At 70.9% G+C, this 22,766-nt stretch carries 13 protein-coding genes, 2 rRNA genes and 3 pseudogenes; 1 reads left to right on the forward strand and 17 read right to left on the reverse strand.

Translation table 11 applies throughout. The features are described from left to right. Window positions 1-8: 8 nt before the first annotated feature. The 12 genes and pseudogenes from V1633_RS35505 to V1633_RS35560 all read right to left on the reverse strand — a co-directional run. Window positions 9-1,712 (reverse strand): annotated as a pseudogene (locus tag V1633_RS35505) (CTP synthase); the annotation flags it as partial. Window positions 1,713-2,072: 360 nt separating this feature from the next. Next, window positions 2,073-4,355, reverse strand: a pseudogene (locus V1633_RS35510) (hypothetical protein); the annotation flags it as partial. Further along, complete coding sequence (locus V1633_RS35515; protein ID WP_331217562.1) at window positions 4,355-5,539, reverse strand: glycosyltransferase family 4 protein; 1,185 nt, start codon at window positions 5,537-5,539, stop codon at window positions 4,355-4,357. The pseudogene V1633_RS35510 and the gene V1633_RS35515, both read right to left, overlap by 1 nt. Continuing rightward, window positions 5,536-7,218 (reverse strand): murein biosynthesis integral membrane protein MurJ, encoded by a 1,683-nt coding sequence (gene murJ, locus V1633_RS35520; protein WP_331217563.1) that lies wholly within the window; start codon window positions 7,216-7,218, stop codon window positions 5,536-5,538. The genes V1633_RS35515 and murJ overlap by 4 nt, the downstream gene beginning before the upstream one ends. Window position 7,219: 1 nt before the next feature. Further along, window positions 7,220-8,095 carry a hypothetical protein gene (locus tag V1633_RS35525; protein WP_407952128.1) on the reverse strand — a complete coding sequence of 292 codons (876 nt, stop codon included), beginning with the start codon at window positions 8,093-8,095 and terminating at the stop codon, window positions 7,220-7,222. Continuing rightward, complete coding sequence (locus V1633_RS35530) at window positions 8,092-9,027, reverse strand: copper transporter (RefSeq protein WP_331217564.1); 936 nt, start codon at window positions 9,025-9,027, stop codon at window positions 8,092-8,094. Before V1633_RS35530 ends, V1633_RS35525 begins: the two co-directional genes overlap by 4 nt. A gap of 48 nt (window positions 9,028-9,075) precedes the next feature. Further along, window positions 9,076-10,254 (reverse strand): putative cytokinetic ring protein SteA, encoded by a 1,179-nt coding sequence (gene steA, locus V1633_RS35535; protein WP_331217565.1) that lies wholly within the window; start codon window positions 10,252-10,254, stop codon window positions 9,076-9,078. 161 nt (window positions 10,255-10,415) lie between these two features. Then, the gene (gene recN / locus V1633_RS35540) at window positions 10,416-12,173 is read right to left on the reverse strand and encodes a DNA repair protein RecN (protein WP_331217644.1); all 1,758 of its coding nucleotides are present in this window, start codon (window positions 12,171-12,173) and stop codon (window positions 10,416-10,418) included. A gap of 180 nt (window positions 12,174-12,353) precedes the next feature. Continuing rightward, entirely contained in the window at window positions 12,354-13,238 is an 885-nt protein-coding gene (locus V1633_RS35545) for an NAD kinase (protein WP_331217566.1), read from the reverse strand. Continuing rightward, complete coding sequence (locus V1633_RS35550) at window positions 13,235-14,080, reverse strand: TlyA family RNA methyltransferase (protein ID WP_331217567.1); 846 nt, start codon at window positions 14,078-14,080, stop codon at window positions 13,235-13,237. Before V1633_RS35550 ends, V1633_RS35545 begins: the two co-directional genes overlap by 4 nt. A 27-nt stretch (window positions 14,081-14,107) precedes the next feature. Further along, window positions 14,108-14,287, reverse strand: a complete 180-nt coding sequence (locus V1633_RS35555) for a hypothetical protein (RefSeq protein ID WP_331217645.1) — start codon at window positions 14,285-14,287, stop codon at window positions 14,108-14,110. A gap of 68 nt (window positions 14,288-14,355) precedes the next feature. Next, the gene (locus V1633_RS35560; protein WP_331217568.1) at window positions 14,356-14,946 is read right to left on the reverse strand and encodes a phasin family protein; all 591 of its coding nucleotides are present in this window, start codon (window positions 14,944-14,946) and stop codon (window positions 14,356-14,358) included. A 118-nt stretch (window positions 14,947-15,064) separates the two neighbouring features. Here V1633_RS35560 and V1633_RS35565 point away from each other — a divergent pair, with 118 nt between their 5' ends. Continuing rightward, window positions 15,065-15,403 carry an alkyl sulfatase C-terminal domain-containing protein gene (locus tag V1633_RS35565; RefSeq protein WP_331217569.1) on the forward strand — a complete coding sequence of 113 codons (339 nt, stop codon included), beginning with the start codon at window positions 15,065-15,067 and terminating at the stop codon, window positions 15,401-15,403. Between the two features lie 30 nt (window positions 15,404-15,433). Here V1633_RS35565 and V1633_RS35570 read toward each other — a convergent pair whose 3' ends face one another. The 5 genes and pseudogenes from V1633_RS35570 to V1633_RS35590 all read right to left on the reverse strand — a co-directional run bounded on the left by V1633_RS35570 (window position 15,434) and on the right by V1633_RS35590 (window position 22,679). Continuing rightward, window positions 15,434-16,489 (reverse strand): HAD-IIA family hydrolase, encoded by a 1,056-nt coding sequence (locus V1633_RS35570; protein WP_331217570.1) that lies wholly within the window; start codon window positions 16,487-16,489, stop codon window positions 15,434-15,436. A gap of 523 nt (window positions 16,490-17,012) precedes the next feature. Beyond that, window positions 17,013-17,655 (reverse strand): annotated as a pseudogene (locus tag V1633_RS37120) (Replicase polyprotein 1ab); the annotation flags it as partial. Continuing rightward, window positions 17,589-18,992: a hypothetical protein gene (locus tag V1633_RS35580; protein ID WP_331217653.1), complete on the reverse strand. Its 1,404-nt coding sequence runs from the start codon at window positions 18,990-18,992 to the stop codon at window positions 17,589-17,591. The gene V1633_RS35580 and the pseudogene V1633_RS37120, both read right to left, overlap by 67 nt. Before the next feature lie 389 nt (window positions 18,993-19,381). Next, window positions 19,382-19,498, reverse strand: a 5S ribosomal RNA gene (gene rrf, locus V1633_RS35585). A 74-nt stretch (window positions 19,499-19,572) separates the two neighbouring features. Continuing rightward, a 23S ribosomal RNA gene (locus V1633_RS35590) occupies window positions 19,573-22,679 on the reverse strand. Between the last annotated feature and the right edge of the window lie 87 nt (window positions 22,680-22,766).

Raw genomic sequence — 22,766 nt, forward strand, 5'->3', positions numbered from 1 at the left:
CCGACCGGGGCACTGGCGGCGGCACCGGTCAAGGTACCGAGCTCCACCGGCAGCTGGTCGGCCGACGAGTAGGCGACAACCGCGCCGACGAACGCGGCGAAGAGCGGATGCGGCCGGGTCGGCCGGCTCTTCAGCTCCGGATGTGCCTGGGTGGCCACGAAGAACGGGTGCAGCGACCGGTCCAGCTCCACGAACTCGACCAGCCGACCGTCCGGCGAGGTGCCGGAGATCTGCAGGCCGGCCTTGGTCAGCGCGTCCCGGTAGGCGTTGTTCACCTCGTACCGGTGCCGGTGCCGCTCACTGACCTCGGTGGCGCCGTACGCCTCGGCGACCAGCGAGCCCTCGGCCAACCGCGCCGGGTACGCGCCGAGCCGCATCGTCCCGCCCAGGTCACCCTTGCCGGCGACGATGTCCTGCTGGTCGGCCATGGTGGCGATCACCGGGTGGGTGGCCTTCTCGTCGAACTCGAGCGAGTTGGCGCCGTCCAGTCCGGCGAGGTGGCGGGCCACCTCGATGGTCATGCACTGCAACCCGAGGCAGAGTCCCAGGATCGGGATCTGGTTCTCCCGGGCGTACCGGACCGCGCCGATCTTGCCCTCGATGCCGCGTACGCCGAAGCCGCCCGGGATGACGATCCCGTCGACGCCCGCCAGCGCGGCTGCCGCACCGGCGGCGGTCACACAGTCGTCGCTCGGCACCCAGTGCAGTTCCACCCGGGCCCGGTGACCGAACCCGGCGGCCCGGATCGCCTCGCTCACCGACAGGTACGCGTCGGGCAGGTCGACGTACTTGCCGACCAGGGCGACCCGGACGGTGTGCCGCGGGTGGTGCACCCGGTCGAGCAGGTCGTCCCACCGGTCCCAGGCGACGTCCCGGAAGGAGAGCCCGAGCCGACGTACGACGTACGCGTCCAGGCCCTCCTGGTGCAGCACCTTCGGGATGTCGTAGATGCTCGGCGCGTCCGGGGCGGCGATCACCGCCTCGCGGTCGACGTCGCAGTAGAGCGAGAGTTTGTGCTTGAGCTTGTCCGGGATCTCCCGGTCCGACCGGCAGACGATGGCGTCCGGCTGGATACCGATGTTGCGCAGCTGGGCCACCGAGTGCTGGGTCGGCTTGGTCTTCAGCTCCCCCGACGGCGCCAGGTACGGCACCAGCGAGACGTGCAGGTAGAAGCAGTTGTCCCGACCGAGGTCGTGACGGACCTGCCGGATCGCCTCCAGGAAGGGCAGCGACTCGATGTCCCCGACCGTGCCACCGACCTCGGTGATCACCACGTCCGGGGTCCGGCCGTCCTCGTCGGGATCGGCCATGGCCAGGATCCTGGCCTTGATCTCGTTGGTGATGTGCGGGATCACCTGAACGGTGTCCCCCAGGTACTCCCCGCGCCGCTCCTTGGCGATCACCTCGGAGTAGATCTGGCCGGTGGTGACGTTCGCCTTCCCGGACAGGGCCCGGTCGAGGAACCGTTCGTAGTGCCCGACGTCGAGATCGGTCTCGGCGCCGTCGTCGGTGACGAAGACCTCACCGTGCTGGAACGGGTTCATCGTTCCCGGGTCGACGTTGAGGTAGGGGTCGAGTTTCTGCATCACGACGCGTAGACCCCGCGCGGTGAGGAGATTTCCAAGGCTGGAGGCGGTCAGGCCCTTGCCGAGTGAGGAGGCGACGCCCCCGGTGACGAAAATGTGCCTGGTCGTCCGTACTGAAGGGGCCAAGGCCTGCTCCCGTGGTCGTCTGTTGCGATCGTGCAGACCGGGTCCGATCAGCGAAGTGATCCACGCGATCCACGGGATTCCACGGTAACACCATCCCTGGCCGGGGCGCCGGCCGCACCCGTTTCCGTGCCGTCGACCCGGTGGTCGCACCTGATCAACCCGCCGGTCACCTCCCGCCACCGGCTCCCCCGACCGCTCCCCCAGGGCCGAGCGGCAGGCTCCGGGAGACCGGCAGGGTCCGGGAAACCGGCAGCAGGCTCCGGGAGACCGGCAGCAGGCTCCGGGAGACCGGCAGGGACCGGCGAGCAGGCAGGACGCGGCTCAGCCGGTCGGCGCGTCGGCCGGTTCCTCCGGCCACGGGATCGCGGCCGGTATGGTCCGGTCGGCGGCGTGGTCGAGCACCCGCAGGGCGGCCAGGGCGGCCATCGGCACCGCCAGGGCGGCCGCCGCCCCGGCGACGTTCAGGGCCGAGCCACCGAGCACCCCGCCGAGCAGGGCCGCCACCGCGATACCGGCCATCCCGGCCCGGACCGCCGGATAGATCCCGAAGAGGCGCTTGAGGCCGCCCCAGGGACGCAGCAGGGCGAACCACACCAGCACCGCGCCGACCAGGGCCAGCACGGTCAGCGGGCTACCGAGCAGCGCCGTCATGTTCGCCGCCCCGGACCGGTGCACGGTGAGTCCGCTGGTGCCGTCGCCGAAGGCGGCGAGGAACCGGCCGAGGCTGCCCCGCTGGTCGAGCGGCTGACGCAGGTCGAGCAGGGCGAACCCGATCGTGACCGCGAGACCCGCCATGGTGGCCCAGGCCAGCCGGCCGGGAGTCAGCCAGCCGCCGGTGCTGATCGCGGCGGCGATGCTCACCCCGGCGGTCAACGCGACCGCCCCCACCGGATCACCGCCCAGGTACGGGCTGCCGACCACGATCACCCCGAGCACCCCGACCAGCACCACCACCGCCGGACGCCAGCTGCGGCGTACCCGTTGGGCGAGCCATCCGGCGGTCAGCAGACTGCCGGCCACGAACACGCCGAGGCCGACCACGCCGAGCCCGGAGTAGCGTCCGCCCTCCAGCGCCGAGTAACCGATCACCCCGTTGAGCTGGAGCCGGGCTCCGGTGATCACGTCGGCGGCGACCACCAGCGCCGCCAACGCGGCCACGCTGCCCAACGGCCAGAGGGTGCGCCCGTACGCCCGGGCCAGTCGGACCCCGGCGGTGGCCGCACCGAGCAGCACGGCGGTGACCAGGGCGAAGTAGACACCGGCGTGTTCGCCGCGCCACCACGGGACCACGTCGGCGACCAGCGCGGCGGGTATCGCGAGCGCGGCCGCGATCAGCAGCACCTCCACCGTCGCGACGACCCGCCGGGGCGCCGGGGTCGGCCCGGCGGGTCCGGCGTGCCGGCGGGCCCGCCGCAACAGCGGTACGACCGCGATCGCGAGCAGCACCTGCAGGCCGGCCAGCAGCACGAAGAACCATCGGGCCACCCGTTGCTGGGCCCGGGCCTCCCGGTCGGCGTCCGCCGGTGCGGCGATCGCGTCGGGCAGGGCGGCCGGGCGGCCGCCGACCACGGTCGCCGGCTGTCCGACGAAGAGCCGCTGCGGCGCCGGCCGGCCGAGCGCGGCCAGCGTGGTCGGCGCCAGGTCGACCAGTTGCAGGTAACCGTCCCGTCCGGTGCTGCGTGAGGTGAGCCAGCCGCGTTCCCAGCCGGGGCCGTCGGCGACCGCCACGTGCAGCCGCGACGTCTGGTCAGTGTCGGCGATCCCGGCGACCAGCACCAGGGACCGCGCGGGGCGGGCCGCCAGCACCCGGGCCAGGGCGGCGTCGGCCCGGCGGGCGGCGGCGGCCCGGCCGACGGGGTCGTCTCCGGCGACGGTACCGAGGTCGACGATGCTGAGTACGCAGTCGTCGAGCAGGTCGGGCAGGTCGGTCGGCAGCTTCTCGGCGTACCGGTCCACCCGCCCGAAGGGCCGGGCGGCGGCGACGGCGGCACCGGGGCCGACCGCGACGGTGCAGCGGACCGACTCGGCCAACGCCCCCGGCACGGTGCCCCAGCGCAGCTTGTCCTGGTTGTAGTTGACCGTGGCCCGCTGGTCGGGCAGGTTGGCGCTGATCCGGTCCGGCCGCTCGACGGTGACGTCCAGCGGCGGACACCCGGCGGGCACCACGCTGCCGTCCCAGGCCGCGAAGTTGCCGGCACCGAGGGTCTGCCAGCCGTCGACCGGACAGGTCGGCTGCCGCGCCGACCGGACCGACAGGGAACCGATCGAGCCGCGCTCGGCCATCTGCCACAGCGTCGGGGTGGTTTCCGGGTCCACGTCGTCCCACCGCAGCCCCGGCACCCCGGCCAGCACCACGTAGTCGGCGGTCTTCTCCGGTGCGCCGGAGGCCGGCCGGACGACCAGCGCGGCGACGCCGAGGCCCACCACCGCCACGGTCAGCAGGACCGGCACCAGCCGACGCAGTAACGGTGCCGCCGTGAGCCGCCGTACCGGGTCCGGTGCCGCAGCGGGCCGTGCCGGGTCCGCTGTCACGGTGAGCCCCGTCAGGTCCGGCGCCTGGTCGGTCCGGCCCGGGCGGTCCGGCCGCAGCCGCCGGGGCAGCGCCACCAGCCAACTGCGCCACGCGGGTCGCGAGCGCGGCATCAGACCTGCCCCGCCGCCGAACCGGTGGCCCCGGCGGGACCGGTGGCGGAGTCGTCGGGTTGGCGACCGGGCACCTCGGCCGGGGCGAGTTCGGCGTAGATCGCGGTGACGGTGGCGACCGTCTCGGCCTCGGTCGGCCATTCGGCGGCCCGGGCGGCACCGGCCCGGGACAACTCGGCCCGCCGGTCGGCGTCGGCGAGCAGGGCCCGTACCGCCTCGTCGATCGCGTCGACGTCGCCCGGCGGGACCAGCACGACCGCGTCGCCGACCAGCTCCGGCAGCCCGCCGACGGCGGTGGCGACCAGTGGTACGCCGGCCCGCAGCGTTTCCTGGGCGAAGAGTTGGCGGGCCTCCCAGTCGCTGGTGACCACCGCCAGATCGGCCCCGCCGAGCAGGTCGGCGACGTCGGTGCGGTGGCCCAGCAGGGTGACCGGGGCCCGGGCCGCCGAGATCCGGGCGGCCAGTTGCAGATAGCTGGGGCCGCTGCCGGCGATCACCACCACCGGGGCCGGTTCCAGCCCCCGCCACCGGGCCGCGGCATCCACCAGCACGTCGTAGCGCTTCTGCGGGTGCAGGCGACCGACCGACAGGATCAGCGGCTGGTCCGGCGCGACGCCGAACTCGGCCCGGACCGCTCCCCGGGTCCGGCGCGGGGGCGGCAGGGTGGGCGCGGCGACCGGGGCGAGTCGGGCGTCCGGGGCACCGAGGGCACGGGCCCGGTCGACCAGGTCGGCGGAGGCGCCGAGGGTGATCCGGGCCCGGCGGGCGACGACCCGTTCGACGAACCGGGACAGTTGTCCCCGTACGCCGGTGGCGAGCACCGCGTTGTGCCAGGTGACCACCACCGGTACGACCGGCCGGGCGAGTACCGCGACCAGGCCGGCCCGCAGTCCGTGCGCGTGCACCACGTCGACCGGTCCGGTCAGCACCCGGCGCAGCGCGGCGACCGCCCGGGCATCGGCCGGAGTCGGGTTCGCCGGGATCTCGACCGGGACGAAACGGGCACCACTGGCGGTGAAGGTGAACTGCTGCTCGGTGGCGGCCGGCCCGCAGACGGTGACCCCGACGCCGTTGGCGACCAGACCTCGGGCCAGCGAGGCGACGTGCTGACCGACACCCCCGGTGCTGGAGGCGAGGAGGAGGACGACCGAGCCGGCCCAGTCGCCGGCTGTCCCGGTACTCACCGCGTTTCCCGCTCCCTCTCCTCGTCCACCTCCGGGCCGTCGACGTTGCGTCGACCCACCCGGGCCGTCAGGCCACGCAGCCGGTTCCGCGCCGCGACCAGCAGCGGGCGTACGTCGTGCCGGTCCAGCGGGTACACGATCGCGACGAACACCGCGCCGACGGCGACACCGGACAGCATGCCCTGTAGCAGGGCGGCGCCGCGCGCCGGGGTGCCGTCGGCGCCGCCGCCCAGCCAGTGCGCCAGTGCCGCGCCGACCGCCGCCGCGACGACCCCGGCGAGCACTCCCACCAGCACCGCGCGGGGGAAACCAATCAACGCCCGGCGGCCGGCTTCCCGGATCACCACCACGACCAGCAGCACGCCCAACACCAGCATGCCGAGCGAGTTCGCCACGCCCACCGCGAACACCCGGTAGTCGACCGGAAAGACGGTGGACAGCCCGATCGCGGCGACGGGCACCAGGAGCCAGCCGACGACCGTGGCGACGGTGGCCGGGGCGGCCGCGTTGCGGGCGTACAGGGCCCGGGTGAGGACCGCCAGCAGGCCGTAGCCGAGCAGCCCGGGGGCGAAACCGGCGATGGCGGCGGCGGAGGCGGTGCCGCTGTCCGGCCAGAAGAACCGGGCGACCGGTTCGGCGGTGCCGACCAGCGCCGCCGCGCCGAGGCAGCTGAACAGCAGCACCCGACGCGCGGTCGGGGCGAGGGTGTCCCGGTAGCCGGCGACGTCCCCGGTGGCGTGGGCGGCGGCGAGGGTCGGGTACGCCGCGACTGCCAGCGGGACGGCGAGCACGGCCCAGGGCAGCAGGTACACCGTCTGGGCCAGGTTGAAGACCACCTCCGCGCCGGTCGGCCCACCGGTCACCTGGTGCAGGCTGACCACCAGGGCGATCTGCTGGGCGGTCACGGTGGCGGCCCCGGCCAGGGCGAGGCCGCCGACCTTGGCCCGGGCGTCGGCCGGGAACCGGTAGCCGGGTCGGATCGGCAGCCGCAGCCGGCGCAGGGGCACGAGCAGTGACAGTGAGAGCACCACCACGCCGAGGGTGGTGCCGGCGGAGAGGATCAGCTCTCCGCCGCGTCCGACCTCGGCGATGCTCGGGTGCACCCCGTCGACGGCGGCGAACGCCAGGTAGACCCCGATCACCGTGACGCTGGAGAGCAGCGGGGCGATCACCGGCCAGGCGAACCGGCGGTACGACTGGAGTACCCCGGTGAGCACGATGCCGATCCCGTACAGCGGCAACTGGGGGGCGAACACTCGCAGCATCCGCGCTCCGGCCTCGACCTCGGCCGGGCTGGGCCGGTCGGCGATCAGCCCGATGACCGGTTCGGCGAAGACCGCGACCGCGACCGCGAGCGGGATCAGCAGGGTGAGCGTCCAGCTGAGCAGGGCGCCGGTGGTCCGGGCCACCGCGGCCCGGTCACCGGCCGCGACCGCGCCGGCCAGCAGCGGTACGACAAGACTGGCCAGCGCCCCACCGGCGACGATCTCGAAGATGATGTTCGGGACGGTGTTCGCGACCACGTACATGCCACCGAGGTCGCTGTTGTCGCCCATCACCCAGGTGAAGACGGCGGTACGCCCGAACCCGGCCAGTCGACTGGCCACGGTCAGTACGGCGATCAGCGCCACGGCGCCGGCGACCCGGCCGGCGCCGGCGAGAGGTGCCGGCGTCTTCACGTCAGGAGTGTCGCCGACCCAGCGCGTCGAGTTCGCGCAACCCCCGGGTGTTCTGGATCACCTGGGTGAAGCTGACCTTCTCGCTGGCGGCGGTGAGCGCGGCGATTCCGGTCAGCAGGGCGGCCCGCCCCACCGGTCCGGTACGCGCGGCCAGTGCCACTCCGAGCAGCGCGCCGAGCGCGTTCGCCCCGCTGTCGCCGAGCATGACCCGCTCGTCGAGGTCGGCGGGGAGCAGCGCGGCGGCGGCGCCGACCGGTCCGGCGGCGAGCCCGCCGTTCGGGCCGGGCAGCAGCGGGGTGCCGAGCAGCACGCCGGCCTTGAGTGCCCGGCCCGGCCGCAGGTCGAGCAGGTTGACCAGGTTGGCCGTGCCGGCGACCACACCGGCGCCGAGCAGCACGTCGACCAGGCCGGCGGTACGGCCGGCCCGGCGGCGGCGCGGATGTGACCGGACGCTGGGGTCGGCGGCGAGCAGCGCGGCGGCGGCGAGTCCGGCCGCCCCCACCCCGGCGATCTTGACCAGCCCGCTGGTGACCCGGCCCTGCCGCAGCGCGGCGAGGTGTCCGGCGAAACCCTTGGCCGCTTTCTGGTCGGGGCGGGCCCCGACCACGTCGTCGTAGAGGCCGACGGCTCCGGAGGAGAGACCGGCGACCAGGGCCGCGGCGGCGGCGGGGCGGCTCGGCGCGCCGGCCGCCCCGCCCACGGCCGCGGCGGCGGCGAGCGCCGGCCCGGCGGCCAGGGTGACGGTGCGGCCCCGGAAGTTGGTGCGTTCCAGCGAGGGGGCCCAGGGACCGGCGGAGACGGCGCGCAGGGCCGCGGCGGCCAACCCGGCGGCGGTACCGAAGGCCAGCCGGCGGGTGCCGCGTTTCCGGGCGGTCACTCGGGCAGTACCGGCAGCAGCGACTGGGCGCCCTCGCCGACCCCGTACGCCCCGGCCTGCTTGGTCCCGAACTGCTGGACCAGGGCCAGGGCGGTGACCAGTTGCCCCTGCACGGTGTTGGCGTTGTCGACGGTGGAGATGGTCTTGGACAGCGCCGGATCGCGCCGCACCTCCGCCACCAGGTTGCCGCCGCCGCTGCCGTTGCCGGCGACGACGGCCAGGGACGCCTTGTCGAACTGGTCGGTGAACCGGACCACCGAGGCGTCCTTCTTGGCGGCGTCCCGGTCGACGTACGGCTGCCCGCTGACCACCACGACCGCCTCAGCCGAGGCGGTGATCTTCTGCTGCACGGTCAGGTAGCCCGCCTCGCTGTAGTCGTCCAGCACCGCCCGCCGGTCCGCGTCGGTCACCGGGGAGCCGCCCTCGGGACGGTCCAGCAGGGCGCTGGCCAGCAGGGCGCCGGACTTCTCCACGCCGTCACTGCCGGGCAGGCCGGTGTCGGGAATCGTCGGGCGAGCCGCCCGGGCCGCCATGCCGAGCAGGTCGACGTTGTTGGCCGGTTCGATGAGCTTCTCCTGTACGTCGATCCGCCCGGTGATGGTGGCCCCGGTCTGCCGGATCATCTCGGTGACGTTCTCGACGTGGTCCTGCCCACTCGGCAGCGCGACCAGCACCACCCGGCGGCCGGTGAGCGTGCCCCGCAGCAGGTGCGGTGCCGCCTCGGTGACGAAGTCCTCCTCGCGCTGGAGCTCGGCCTCCATGCTGTTGACCTGGTCACGGAGCTGGTCGTTGCTCTTGCTCAACCCGTTGACCCGGTTGTTCAGCGCGTCGGCGGCGGGGCCGTTGAGCGCGGCGGTGCCGACCACCAGGCCGATGGCCAGGGCCAGGAAGACCGCGGTGAGCGACACCACGTGGTACCGAAAGTTGATCACGACCAGCGCCTCTTGATCGATCGGGGCCCGACGTCCGTCGGCCAGGGCCTAGAAGAGCTGTCCAAGTTGGAACACCATATTGTTCCACCACTCCGATGCCACGCCGAGGTAGGCCTTGCCGACGGTGGAGACCGCGACGGCCGACGCCATCGCGGCCAGTGCCGAGAGCACCAGCAGCAGCAGCGAGGACCCGGAGATGCTCTGCCGGTACAGCCGGCTCACGCCCTTGGCGTCGACCAGCTTGCCACCGACCTTGAGCCGGGTGAGGAAGGTGGAGGCCATGCCGCCCCGACCCTTGTCCAGGAACTCGACGAGCGTGGCGTGCGTGCCGACCGCCACGATCAACGAGGCGCCCTTGCCGTCGGCGAGCAGCATCGCCAGGTCCTCGCTGGTGGCCGCGGCCGGAAAGGTCTGGGCGGTGACCCCGAGCCCGTTCACCCGGGCCAGGCCGGGGGCCCGACCGTCCGGGTACGCGTGCACGATCACCTCGGCGCCGCAGCGCAGCACGTCGTCGGTGACCGAGTCCATGTCACCGATGATCAGGTCAGGCGTGTAACCCGCCTCGACCAGGGCGTCCGCCCCGCCGTCGACCCCGATCAGCACCGGTTTGAACTCCCGGATGTACGGGCGCAGCACGTCGAGGTCGGCCTTGTAGTCGTACCCCCGGACCACGATCAGGCAGTGCCGCCCCCGGATCGGGGTCTCGATGTCGGGCACCCCGACCCCGTCGAGCAGCAGGTCGCGCTCCTGCTTGAGGTAGTCCATGGTGTTAGCCGCGAAGGCCTCCAACTGCACCGACAGGCCCTCCCGGGCGTCGGCCATCGCCTTGGCCACCGACTCGGCGTCCTGCCGGCTGCCGTGCCCGACCGGTTCGTCGCCGACCAGCACGGTGTTGCCGTCGATCCGGACCGTGTCGCCCTCGCGGATCTGCTGGAAAATGCTCTCACCGAGGTCGTCGAGGAGGGGGATCCCCGCCTTGATCAGGACTTCCGGCCCGAGATTGGGGTAGCGACCGGAGACCGAGGGCTTCGCGTTGAGCACCGCCCCGACGCCGACCGCGACCAGCGAATCGGCCGCCACCCGGTCCAGGTCGACATGGTCGATCACCGCGATGTCACCGGGACGCAGCCGACCGACCAGGCGCTTCGTCCGGCGGTCGAGGCGCGCGGTACCGACAATCTTGCCCGGTTCAGCGCTCCGGGCCCGGCGCAACGTGGGTAAACGCATCCTGACCATCCTGGCATGTGAGGCAGAGCTTTCTGTCGCGACATGCCTGAGCAGGGCCGCCACCCCCAAGGGAACCACATCGACGCTCGGCCGGGTGTGGCCCGCGTCACACCATCTGTTCTCGCTTCCCTCGGACCAGGGCGATCGACCGTCATCCCGCCTCAGGGCCGGCGTTCCCGGGCCGCCACCGCCAGCAGTTCCTCCGCATGCGCGATACCCAGATCGGAATCGGGCAAACCAGCGAGCATCCGGGCGAGCTCCCGGGCCCGCTCGGTGTCCTCGACGACCCGCACCCCGCTGGTCGTCACCGCACCTCCGGTGTCCTTGGCCACCACCAGGTGCCGGTCGGCGAACGCGGCGACCTGCGGCAGGTGCGTCACCACCAGAACCTGGTGGGTACGGGCCAGCCGGGCCAGCCGCCGGCCGATCTCCACCGCCGCCTGACCGCCGACCCCGGCGTCGACCTCGTCGAAGACGAGCGTGGGCGGCCCGCCGGAGCCGGCGAAGACGACCTCGATGGCGAGCATCACCCTGGACAGTTCGCCGCCGGAGGCGCCCCGCTGCAGCGGCAGCGACGGTGCGCCCGGGTGGGCGAGCAGCCGCAGCTCGACCTCGTCCGCGCCGTCCGGGCCGACCCCGACCTGCACACCGTCGACCGTCAGCGTCGGCTCACCCCGACCGGCGGCGCGGGGCAGCACCGCCACCTCGATCCGGGCGTGCGGCATCGCCAACCCGGCGAGTTCGACGGTCACCTGCTCGGCGAACCGCCCGGCGGCCTCCCGCCGGGCCACGGAGAGCCGGGCGGCCAACTCGGCGACCTCACCGGCCAACCGGTCCCGCTCCCGCTCCAGTTCGTCGAGGAGTTCGTCGGAGCTGTCCAGCTCGGACAGCCGGGTCCGGGCCCGCTCCGCCCAGGCGATCACCCCGTCGACGTCGTCGGCGTACTTGCGGGTCAGCCCGCGCAGTGCCGCCCGACGCTCATAGATGGTCTGCAGCCGGGCCGGGTCGGCGTCGAGTGCCGCCAGGTAGCCGGAGAGTTCCGCCGCGATGTCACCGACCAGCGTGGCCACCTCTTCGAGTCGCCCCGCCAGGTCACCGAGGGTCCGGTCCACCCCGGCCTGGGCCTCGAGGGTCCGGCGGGCGTGCCCGAGCAGCGTCGTCACGTCGGCCATCTCGTCGGTCGGCTCGGCCGCGCCCGCCACGCAGTGCTGGGCGGTCTGGGCCGCGGTCCGCAGACCCTCCGCGTGCTCCAGCCGTTGCGCCTCCGCCTTGAGCTCCTCGTCCTCCCCCGGTTGAGGGTCCACCCGGGTGATCTCGTCCAGGCCGAGCCGCAGCAGGTCCGCCTCCTGGTTGCGCTCGCGGGCGTTGCGCCGCCGGTCGGCCAGGTCGTCCGAGACCCGGCGCCACTGCGCGTACGACTCCCGCAGGCTCTCCAGCAGCTTCTCGTGTTCCGGCCCGCCGAACCGGTCCAGGGCGGCCCGCTGCTCGGCCGGACGGAGCAGCCGCAGCTGGTCCGACTGGCCGTGTACGGCCAGCACCTGCTCACCGATCTCGCCGAGCATCGCGACCGGCATGCTCCGGCCGGCGACATGGGCCCGGGAGCGCCCCTCCACGGTGACCGTACGGCTCAGCAGCACCGAACCGTCGTCGTCCGGCTCACCCCCCGCGTCGGCGATCCGGGTGTGTACGGCGCTGGCGACGCCACCGGCCAGCCGCAGCCGGCCCTCGACCACCGCCCGACCGGGATCGGCCCGCACCCGACCGGCGTCGGCACGCCCGCCGAAGAGCAGCCCGAGACCCGTGACGACCATGGTCTTGCCCGCGCCGGTCTCGCCCGTGATGACGTTCATACCGCGGGTGAGCGGCAGCGTGGTGTCCTCGATGACGCCCAACCCGGTGATGCGCAGCTCTTCCAGCACAGCCACCGACAGTAGTAGCGGCCCCCGACACTTGACCACCCGGCGCCCGCCCCCGTTTGTCGACGACCGTTCCGGACCGGCCCGCCCGATGCCGAATTCACCGGTCGTCGAACCGCCGGTCCAGGCACCGTCATCGGCACCCCACCAGCGGAGCGAGTACCCACGCCGGGCGGTACGGGGCTAACTCCGGCGGTCCCGCCAGCCCTCCACCGGTAGGCCGAACTTGGCGACCAGCCGATCGGTGAAGTGCCGGGCCCGCAGCCGGACGACCCGGACCGGCAGCGCACCCCGGTGGACGGTGACCCGGGCCCCCGGGGGCAGGTCGTACACCCGACGGCCGTCGCAGGCGAGCACCGCGAGGGTGGTGAACGGGTTCACGGTGATGGTGAAGGTCGAGGTCGGGGCGGTGACGATCGGACGACTGAACAGCGCGTGCGCACTGATCGGTACCAGCAGCAGCGCCTCCACCTCCGGCCAGACGACCGGTCCCCCGGCGGAGAAGGCGTACGCGGTGGAGCCGGTGGGGGTGGCGCAGACGACACCGTCGCAGCCGTACCGGGACAGCGGTCGCCCGTCGACGTCGACCAGGAGTTCCAGCATCTGGGCGCGTTCGCCCTTCTCCACGGTAACCTCGTTGAGCGCCCAGGACTCGATCACCGGGCCGCCCTCGAACTCGGCCCGTACGTCCAGGGTGAGCCGCTCGTCCACTGTGTAGTCGCGCTGGACCACGTCCCGGACCGCCTGGTCCAGGTCGTCGATCTCCGCCTCGGCGAGGAAACCGACCCGGCCGAGATTGATGCCGAGCAGCGGCGCCTTCGCCGGACGGGCCAGGTCCGCAGCGCGGAGGAAGGTGCCGTCACCGCCGAGCGCGATGACGATCTCCGCACCCTCGGCGGCGCCGAGCAGGCCGACCGGTCGCACCCCGGGCAGGTCGAGGTCGTCCGCCTCCTCGGCCACCACCCGTACCTCGAAACCGGCCGCGATCAGGTCCGCCGCGACGGTACGGGCGTGTTCGGTGCTCGCGGGACGGCCGGTGTGCGTCACCAGAAGTGCGGTCCGGGTCATCGGGCTCCCTCCCGTGCCACGCCCGAGCCGGTCGACCCGGCCGGTCCGGCCGCCACCGCCGCGCGGACCCGCGTCTCGTCCGGGGCCGGCGCGCCCTGTCGCAGCCAGACGAAGAATTCCACATTGCCGCTCGGGCCCGGCAGTGGGCTGGCCACCACACCGGCCAGCCCGAGGTCAAGGTCGGCGGCGGTGCCGGCGACCGTGAGGACGGCCTCGGTCCGCAGTTCCGGATCCCGGACCACCCCGCCGCTGCCGACCCGCTCCTTGCCGACCTCGAACTGCGGCTTGACCATGAGCACCAGGTCCCCCTCCGGGTCCGTGCAGGCCCGCAACGCGGGAAGCACCAGGCGCAGGGAGATGAACGAGAGATCGGCGACGGTGAGGGCGACGGTCCCGCCGACGGTGTCGGGGGTGAGGGTGCGGACGTTGGTGCGTTCGAAGACCCGGACCCGGGGATCCTCCCGGAGCGCCCAGGCGAGCTGGCCGTATCCGACGTCGACCGCGACCACCTCGGCCGCACCCCCGCGGAGCAGCACGTCGGTGAAGCCGCCGGTCGAGGCCCCGGCGTCGAGGCAGCGCCGACCGGTCACCCGCAGGCCGTCCGGGGTGAACGCGGCGAGGGCGCCGGCGAGCTTGTGGCCGCCACGGGAGACGTACTCGGTGCCGGGATCCTCACCGAGCACCCGGACCGGGTCCGCCGGGTCGACCATGGCCGCGACCTTGCGGGCCGCCACACCACGGACCTGGACCCGGCCGGCCTCCACCAGCGCGGCGGCCTGCTCCCGCGACCGGGCCAGGCCGCGGCGGACGAGTTCGGCGTCAAGTCGGGTACGACGTGCCATCGATGTTTCTCCGGAGGGTGGCTGGGCTCACGCCTGGTCGATGGTGGCGAGGGTTTCCCGCAGCGTGCGGTGCGCGGCCTCGTACTGGGCGATCTGGTCGGCCGGTGGCAGGTTGGCCGCGTTGGCCATGGCCTGGAGTACGGCGTCCACGGCCGGGTGGCCGGAGCCGCTCCCACCGGCGTCGTCGTCCCGGTCGGTGGGCGTCACGGCACCGGTCGACGCGCCGGATCCCGGTGGGCCGCCGGGCCGGAACGGACCGGGTACGGGCGTCGGGTTCACGCCGCATCACCAGCGGAGGCCGACGAACGCGTGGCCTTCTTGGCCACCGTCTTCTTGGCCGTCGTCTTCTTCGCCGCAGCGTTCTTCGCCGCCTTGTTCGCGGCGGCCTTCTTCGCCACCGCCTGCTTGGCGAGGGCCTGCCGGGCGACGGGCTCCTGTGCCTCCGCCCGCGTGGCGACCGCCTTCTTGGCGACCGCCTTCTTGGCCACCGGCCTCGGCACCAGCGCCTTCCCGGCCGACGCCGCGTCCGGGCCGGTCGCTGGGGTGGTGTCCGCCCCGCCGGCCGCCCGCGCGGCCGACAGTTCCCGTTCCAGCTGCTGTACGCGTCGGGTCAGGGCGTTGACCTCGTCGTTCGTGGCAAGCCCGAGCACACCCAGTGCCCGGTCGACCTCCACCCGGACGATCTTCGTCAGTGCCTCCCGGTTGGCCATGCCGGTGGAAATCAACTCCTCCGCCATGGTCTGCAGTTGGGCGGCGGTGGCGCCGCTGGAGCCGACCAGCTTCCTGGCGACCGTCTGGGCCCGCTTCCTCGACGCCTCACTCAGGCCGAGGGCCAACTCGAGATAGGCCCGCCACGCGTCCTGCATACCCCGGTCCTTTCGCGGGTGCCGACTGTACAGGTTGTCACGCTACCGGGCGCCGACCGCCGGCCAGTGCGGTACGGTGCCCGGGAAACGGGCGTGGCGCGAGCCGAGGGGGCGGGCAATGGCCAGTGTTGAGGAATGTCGGCAGGCGCTGCACGATCTGGCGGCTCGGATGGACGCCAACGCCGCCACCGTACGTAACCAGGTCGATCTGGACCGTACGCTCGCCTGCCGGATCACCGACCTCGGCACCGCGTTCCACGGCCGGCTGACCGGTGGACGGCTGGTCGACCTGGCGGACGGTGACGACCCGAAGGCGAAGATCGCGTTGAGCACGACCAGCGACGACCTGATCCGTCTGGTCCGGGGCGAACTGGATATCCCCAAGGCGCTCGCCGGGCGGCAGATGGCGATCAAAGCCAACCCGTTCGACCTGCTGAAGCTCCGTAAGCTCCTCTGACCGCACCCGGCCGCCCGGGTGACCGGCAACTCACTCCGACGCTGAGGCCGCCAGCAGTCCGAGCGCCTCGAGCGTCGCCCGGGCCTCGTCGTCGGCCGGGCGGACGACCTCGAGCGGCCCCTCCGCCGACCAGAACTCGACACACAACGCCCGCAACGCCTCCACGCGTGATCCTGAACCGGCGAGCACCCCGATGGCCTTCTCCCTGGTCACCCGCCAGCCGGTCGATCCGGTCGGGCGCATCGCCGTCGGCCCTGGCAGCTGAGCCACCCCGGCCGGGTCGAAGAGCCCGTCAAGGGTCTCGGCGACGTAGGTCGGCCGGGCGTGGACCGGGGCGTGCAACAGTTCGGTGGGGGTACTCACACCGGTCAGCACGAGCAGGCTGTCCATGCCGGCCCGGACGGCACCCTCGATGTCGGTGTCGAGCCGATCGCCCACCGCCAGCGGCCGGACGGCACCCGTCCGCCGGGCCGCGGTGGTGAACAGGGCCGGGCCCGGCTTGCCGATCACCAGGTCCGGTTCCCGGCCCAGCGCCGTACGCAGCACCGCCACCAATGATCCGTTTCCCGGTACCGGGCCGCGCAGCGTGGGCAGGGTGCGGTCGGTGTTGGTGGCGATCCACTCCGCACCGGCCCGTACCGCCAACGCGGCCTCGGCGAGATCCGCCCACCCGACCTGCGGACCGTAGCCCTGCACCACCGCGACCGGAGCGTCCTCCAACCGGGCGACCGGTCGCAGCCCGGCGGCCCGTACCTCGGCCCGCAACGCCTCCGCACCGACCACGAGTACGGCCGAGTCCGCCGGGAAGCGCTCCGCCAGGACCTCCGCCGCGGCTCCGGCCGAGGTGAGTACCTCTTCGGGCCGGGCGGAGAGTCCCATGCTGGTGAGCAACGTGGCGACCTCGACGGCTCGCCGGGAGGCGTTGTTCGTCGCGTACGTCAGCGGCCTGCCCTCGGCGTACAGCCGGCTGACCGCGGCGACACCCGTCTCGATCGGCCGGTCGACCAGATAGATCACACCGTCCAGATCAAGAATCACCAGGTCGTACGCGTCGACCAGCCGACCGTCCGCCGAGGATCCGGTCACGAGCGAGCCGATCCCGGCGAATCCTCCGCCGCGTCGCCATCGGCATCCCGACGGCCTGCGGACGCGTCGCCCTCGGGACCCACCGGCGTCGACTCCGGTGACAACCCGTCGTCACCGCTGACGGCCTCGGTCCGCACCGACTGCCCGTCGGTGGAGACGTCGACGGGGAGGGAGGCCGTGGCCGCCGGCTCGCCCGCGTTGCTCCGCTCCGGGCTGTCCGACCCGAGGCCACCGGCCGACTCCGTGCTCACGCCGTCGCCGGCCGGCACATCCACGTCTCCACCGAGCACCGCCTCGTCGTCGTCCTCGTCGTCCTCGTCGTCCTCGTCGTCGAGGTCCTCGTCGTCGAAGTCGTCCGCGTTGTCCTCCGGGTCGACCTCGTCCTCGTCACCGTCGTCGAGATCCTCGTCGTCGTCCTCGAGATCCTCGTCATCGAGGTCCTCGTCGGTGTCGGCGGCCGTGCCAGCGTCGTAGGAGTCGGCCTCGTCGTCGAGATCAGCCTCGGACTCGGTCTTCTCGAGGTCGACGTCGTCTTCGTCTTCGTCGAGGTCATCTCCCTCGATGACCACACCATCGAGCTCCAGCAGCCGTTCCGCCGCGTCGGTCTCGCCGTACTCGTCGGCGTCCGCCGCACGGGCGAACCACTCCCGCGCCTCCTCCCGGCGGTTCACCGCCAGCAGGGAGTCGGCATAGGCGTACCGGAGTCGCGCAGCCCACGGCTCGGCCGAGGCCGAGGTCAGTTCGCGTACCTGGAGCATGGCCACGGCCGCGTCGCCCTGGCCCATGTCCCCTCGCGCACCGGCGGCCACGATCAACAGTTCGATCGCGTCCGCCTTGTCGAGCGACTCACGGTCGGCGCCCCGGAAGAGGTCGATCGCCCGCTCCGGCCGGCCGAGCGCCCGCTCACAGTCGGCCAGTACGGCCAGATGTGTCTGCTTGCCCGTCATACGGTGGTAGGTCCGGAGTTCGGCGAGAGCGGTCTGCCATTCGCCCGCCCGGTACGCGGCCAGTCCCACAGCCTCACGCACCACGGCGATTCTGGCGGCGAGCCGCCGCGCGGCGAGTGCGTGCTCCAGTGCCAGCTCCGCATCCTCGTCGATCAGCTGTCCGGTGGCGACGAGATGCCGCGCCACCCGCTCCGCCACCGGCTTCGCCAGGGACAGCAGCTCCGCGCGGACCGAACTGTCCAGATCCGTCGCGACGATCTCGTCGGGAAGGGCTGGACCAGAGGGCTCCCGGGCGGAGTCACCCGCCCTGGCCGGACCGTCTGGCCGCCCGGTTCGCTGGTCGCCGCCGTAGCGGGTCTCTTCCCGAGGCCGCCGATCGGCACCATCCCGACGGCCGCCGCCCCGGGCGCCCGACTCGAACCGGTCGGCCCCTGAACGTACGCCCTCAGTCCGGCCTGTCGGCCGCGCGCCACCCCGATCGTCGCCGCCCCGGGCGCCGTACCGGGGCCGCTCGCCCCGGAAGTCGTCACGGCGACCACCGGTTTCACGGGCACCCGACCGGTCGCCGCCAGGGCGACCACGATCAGGGCCCGAACCCCGCTGGCGGTCCTCGAAGCTCGGGCGACCGTCGCGCTCGCGGAAGCCGCGCCCGCCTTCGCCCGAGCCACCGCTCCGATACCCGCCGCCCTGGCCGGGACCTCGGTAGCCGCCCTCACGACGGTCCCCACCGCGACCAGCGTCGTCCCGACGCTCGCCGCCACGGAACCCGCTGTCGCCCCGGTAACCGCCCTCACGACGCTCGCCACCGTCACGGCCGAAGCCCTCACGACGGTCACCGCCGCGACCGGCGTCGTCCCGACGCTCGCCGCCACGGAACCCGCTGTCGCCCCGGTAACCACCTTCACGGCGGTCGCCGCCCCGGTAACCGCCCTCACGACGGTCACCACCGCCACGAGCAGCATCGTCCCGACGGTCGCCACCACGGAACCCGCTGTCGCCCCGGTAACCACCTTCACGGCGGTCACCACCACGACCGGCATCGTCCCGGCGGTCGCCGCCACGGTAACCACCCTCGCGGCGGTCACCGCCACGGCCGGAGTCGTCCCGGCGGTCGCCGCCACGGAACCCGCTGTCGCCCCGGTAACCACCTTCACGACGGTCGCCGCCCCGGTAACCGCCCTCACGACGGTCACCGCCGCGACCAGCGTCGTCCCGACGCTCGCCGCCACGGAACCCGCTGTCGCCCCGGTAACCACCTTCACGACGGTCGCCGCCCCGGTAGCCGCCCTCACGACGGTCACCGCCGCCGGTTCCGCTGTCGCGTCGATAGCCGGCGCCTCGGTCGTCGTCACCCCGGCCGCGGAAGCCGCCGCCACGTGGGCTGCTGCTGGAGCCGCCGTCGCGAGACCCGGAGCGGTAGCCACCGGTGCTTCCGCCACGCTCACCGCCGCGGAATCCCCCGCCTTCGCCCCAACCGCGGCCTCCGGCACCGCCACGGCCTCCGGCACCACGGTCAGTCCGCTGGTCGCGGTCGCCCCGGTCAGCACGGAAATCACCGCTGGGACGCGGACCGCCCCGGAACTGCCCGTCCCGACGGTCGCCACCGCTACGGCCCGCGCCGCCACGGAAGCCGCCGTCCCGGGGAGCGGACCGGTCCCGACGGTCCGGATCCGATCCCCCACCGCCGCGGTAACCGCCACCGCTGGGGGAGCCCCCTCGATCACGGGAGGCGCCGTACGAATCACGGTCTCCGCGATGGGACGATCGCCCGTCTCCACGCACGGAGGCGTCGCGACCGCCCCGTCGGTCCGGACGATCGTCCTGACGGCGTGGCCGATCTCCGCCGTGCGCTTGTGAACTCACGGGTACATCCTTCCTCAAGGCGCTATCGCCAAAACATACAATGAAGGGCCACCCAGACATGGGTGGCCCTTCATTAGAAGATGTCCGGCGGTGTCCTACTCTCCCACACCCTCACGAGTGCAGTACCATCGGCGCTGGAAGGCTTAGCTACCGGGTTCGGAATGTAACCGGGCGTTTCCCTTCCGCCATAACCGCCGTAACCCTATCAACAAATCAAACAACCCACACATTGTTCGTTTGCTGTGAATCACACAGTGGACGCGTAGCAGCTTTGTAGTCAAGTCCTCGGCCTATTAGTACCGGTCAACTGAACCAGTTACCTGGCTTACATCTCCGGCCTATCAACCCAGTCGTCTCACTGGGGGCCTTACCCCACAAAGGGTGGGATACCTCATCTTGAAGCAGGCTTCCCGCTTAGATGCTTTCAGCGGTTATCCCTTCCGAACGTAGCCAACCAGCCGTGCCCCTGGCGGGACAACTGGCACACCAGAGGTTCGTCCGTCCCGGTCCTCTCGTACTAGGGACAGCCCTTCTCAAGTATCCTACGCGCACGGCGGATAGGGACCGAACTGTCTCACGACGTTCTAAACCCAGCTCGCGTACCGCTTTAATGGGCGAACAGCCCAACCCTTGGGACCTGCTACAGCCCCAGGATGCGACGAGCCGACATCGAGGTGCCAAACCATCCCGTCGATATGGACTCTTGGGGAAGATCAGCCTGTTATCCCCGGGGTACCTTTTATCCGTTGAGCGACACCGCTTCCACTCGCAAGTGCCGGATCACTAGTCCCGACTTTCGTCCCTGCTCGACCCGTCAGTCTCACAGTCAAGCTCCCTTATACACTTACACTCAACACCTGATTGCCAACCAGGCTGAGGGAACCTTTGGGCGCCTCCGTTACCCTTTAGGAGGCAACCGCCCCAGTTAAACTACCCACCAGACACTGTCCCTGAACCCGATAAGGGCCCGAAGTTAGATACCCAAACCAACCAGAGTGGTATTTCAAGATTGCCTCCACGAATACTGGCGTACCCGCTTCACCGGCTCCCACCTATCCTACACAAGCTAATTCAAGTACCAATGTCAAGCTATAGTAAAGGTCCCGGGGTCTTTCCGTCCTGCCGCGCGTAACGAGCATCTTTACTCGTAGTGCAATTTCGCCGGGCCTGTGGTTGAGACAGTGGGGAAGTCGTTACGCCATTCGTGCAGGTCGGAACTTACCCGACAAGGAATTTCGCTACCTTAGGATGGTTATAGTTACCACCGCCGTTTACTGGCGCTTAAGTTCTCAGCTTCGCCCCGAAGAGCTAACCGGTCCCCTTAACGTTCCAGCACCGGGCAGGCGTCAGTCCATATACATCGAATTACTTCTTCGCATGGACCTGTGTTTTTAGTAAACAGTCGCTTCCCCCTGCTCTCTGCGGCCATACAACGCTCCACCCGCAAGGGGCTTCACGTCTCCGGCCCCCCTTCTCCCTAAGTTACGGGGGCAATTTGCCGAGTTCCTTAACCACAGTTCACCCGATCGCCTTGGTATTCTCTACCTGACCACCTGTGTCGGTTTAGGGTACGGGCCGCTCGGAACTCGCTAGAGGCTTTTCTCGGCAGCATAGGATCACTGACTTCACCTGAATCGGCTCGGCATCACGTCTCAGCCACAAGGTGTGCGGATTTGCCTACACACCGGCCTACACGCTTACCCCGGCACAACCACCGGCCGGGCTCAGCTACCTTCCTGCGTCACCCCATCGCTTGACTACTACCCGCCAGGATCCCAACCTCACCATCATCAACCCGAAGGCCTCAGACAGATCAGATGGTTAGCACAACGAGGTTCATCACGGGCGCTCCTTCACGGGTACGGGAATATCAACCCGTTATCCATCGACTACGCCTCTCGGCCTCGCCTTAGGCCCCGACTCACCCAGGGCGGATTAACCTGGCCCTGGAACCCTTGGTCATCCGGCGGAAGGGTTTCTCACCCTTCTTTCGCTACTCATGCCTGCATTCTCACTCGTGCCGCGTCCACAACTGGGTCACCCCGCTGCTTCACCCCCGGCACGACGCTCCCCTACCCATCCACACACCTGGACGACACCCAAAAGATGCCGCCGAGTTGAAATGTGAATGCCACAGCTTCGGCGGTGTACTTGAGCCCCGCTACATTGTCGGCGCGGAACCACTTGACCAGTGAGCTATTACGCACTCTTTAAAGGGTGGCTGCTTCTAAGCCAACCTCCTGGTTGTCTATGCGACCCCACATCCTTTTCCACTTAGCACACGCTTAGGGGCCTTAGCTGGTGATCTGGGCTGTTTCCCTCTCGACTACGAAGCTTATCCCCCGCAGTCTCACTGCCGCGCTCTCACTTACCGGCATTCGGAGTTTGGCTGATTTCGGTAACCTTGTAGGGCCCCTAGACCATCCAGTGCTCTACCTCCGGCAAGAAACACGCGACGCTGCACCTAAATGCATTTCGGGGAGAACCAGCTATCACGGAGTTTGATTGGCCTTTCACCCCTAACCACAGGTCATCCCCCAACTTTTCAACGTTGGTGGGTTCGGCCCTCCACGCGGTCTTACCCACGCTTCAGCCTGCCCATGGCTAGATCACTCCGCTTCGGGTCTAGAACATGCGACTCAAACGCCCTATTCAGACTCGCTTTCGCTACGGCTACCCCACACGGGTTAACCTCGCCACATGCCACTAACTCGCAGGCTCATTCTTCAAAAGGCACGCCGTCACCCCTAAAGGCTCCGACGGATTGTAGGCGAACGGTTTCAGGTACTATTTCACTCCCCTCCCGGGGTACTTTTCACCATTCCCTCACGGTACTTGTCCGCTATCGGTCACCAGGAAGTATTTAGGCTTACCAGGTGGTCCTGGCAGATTCACGGCAGATTACAGGGGTCCGCCGCTACTCGGGAACACCCACAAGGAAGACCAGCCACTTTCACCTACCGGACTATCACCGCCTACGGTTGGCTTTTCCACACCATTCGGCTAGCAACTGGTTTTATAACTCCCCGGGCGCGTGTCAGCACACCCCATGAGCTCCCACAACCCCGACCACGCAACCCCTGACAGGTATCACACGCAACCGGTTTAGCCTAGATCCGCTTTCGCTCGCCACTACTCACGGAATCACTATTGTTTTCTCTTCCTACGGGTACTGAGATGTTTCACTTCCCCGCGTTCCCTCCACACACCCTATGAATTCAGGTGCGGGTGACACCACATGACTGGTGCCGGGTTCCCCCATTCGGACACCCTGGGATCACAGCTTGGTTGACAGCTCCCCCAGGCCTATCGCGGCCTCCCACGTCCTTCATCGGCTCCTGGTGCCAAGGCATCCACCGTTCGCCCTTGACAACTTGACCACAAAGATGCTCGCGTCCACTGTGTAATTCTCAACAAACGACCAACCCACAACCCACAACCCCACACCCAACCAGAAAAACCAGCCA

Origin of the sequence: Plantactinospora sonchi, from assembly GCF_036422035.1 — a bacterium.
GTDB lineage: Bacteria > Actinomycetota > Actinomycetes > Mycobacteriales > Micromonosporaceae > Plantactinospora > Plantactinospora sonchi.

What these genes read in the sequence shown, in the direction of transcription:
- steA (WP_331217565.1), bottom strand. Translation starts at nt 10,254, where the DNA reads ATGCGTTTACCCACGTTGCGCCGGGCCCGGAGCGCTGAACCGGGCAAG.
- V1633_RS35545 (WP_331217566.1), bottom strand. Translation starts at nt 13,238, where the DNA reads ATGACCCGGACCGCACTTCTGGTGACGCACACCGGCCGTCCCGCGAGC.
- V1633_RS35550 (WP_331217567.1), bottom strand. Translation starts at nt 14,080, where the DNA reads ATGGCACGTCGTACCCGACTTGACGCCGAACTCGTCCGCCGCGGCCTG.
- V1633_RS35560 (WP_331217568.1), bottom strand. Translation starts at nt 14,946, where the DNA reads ATGCAGGACGCGTGGCGGGCCTATCTCGAGTTGGCCCTCGGCCTGAGT.
- V1633_RS35565 (WP_331217569.1), top strand. Translation starts at nt 15,065, where the DNA reads ATGGCCAGTGTTGAGGAATGTCGGCAGGCGCTGCACGATCTGGCGGCT.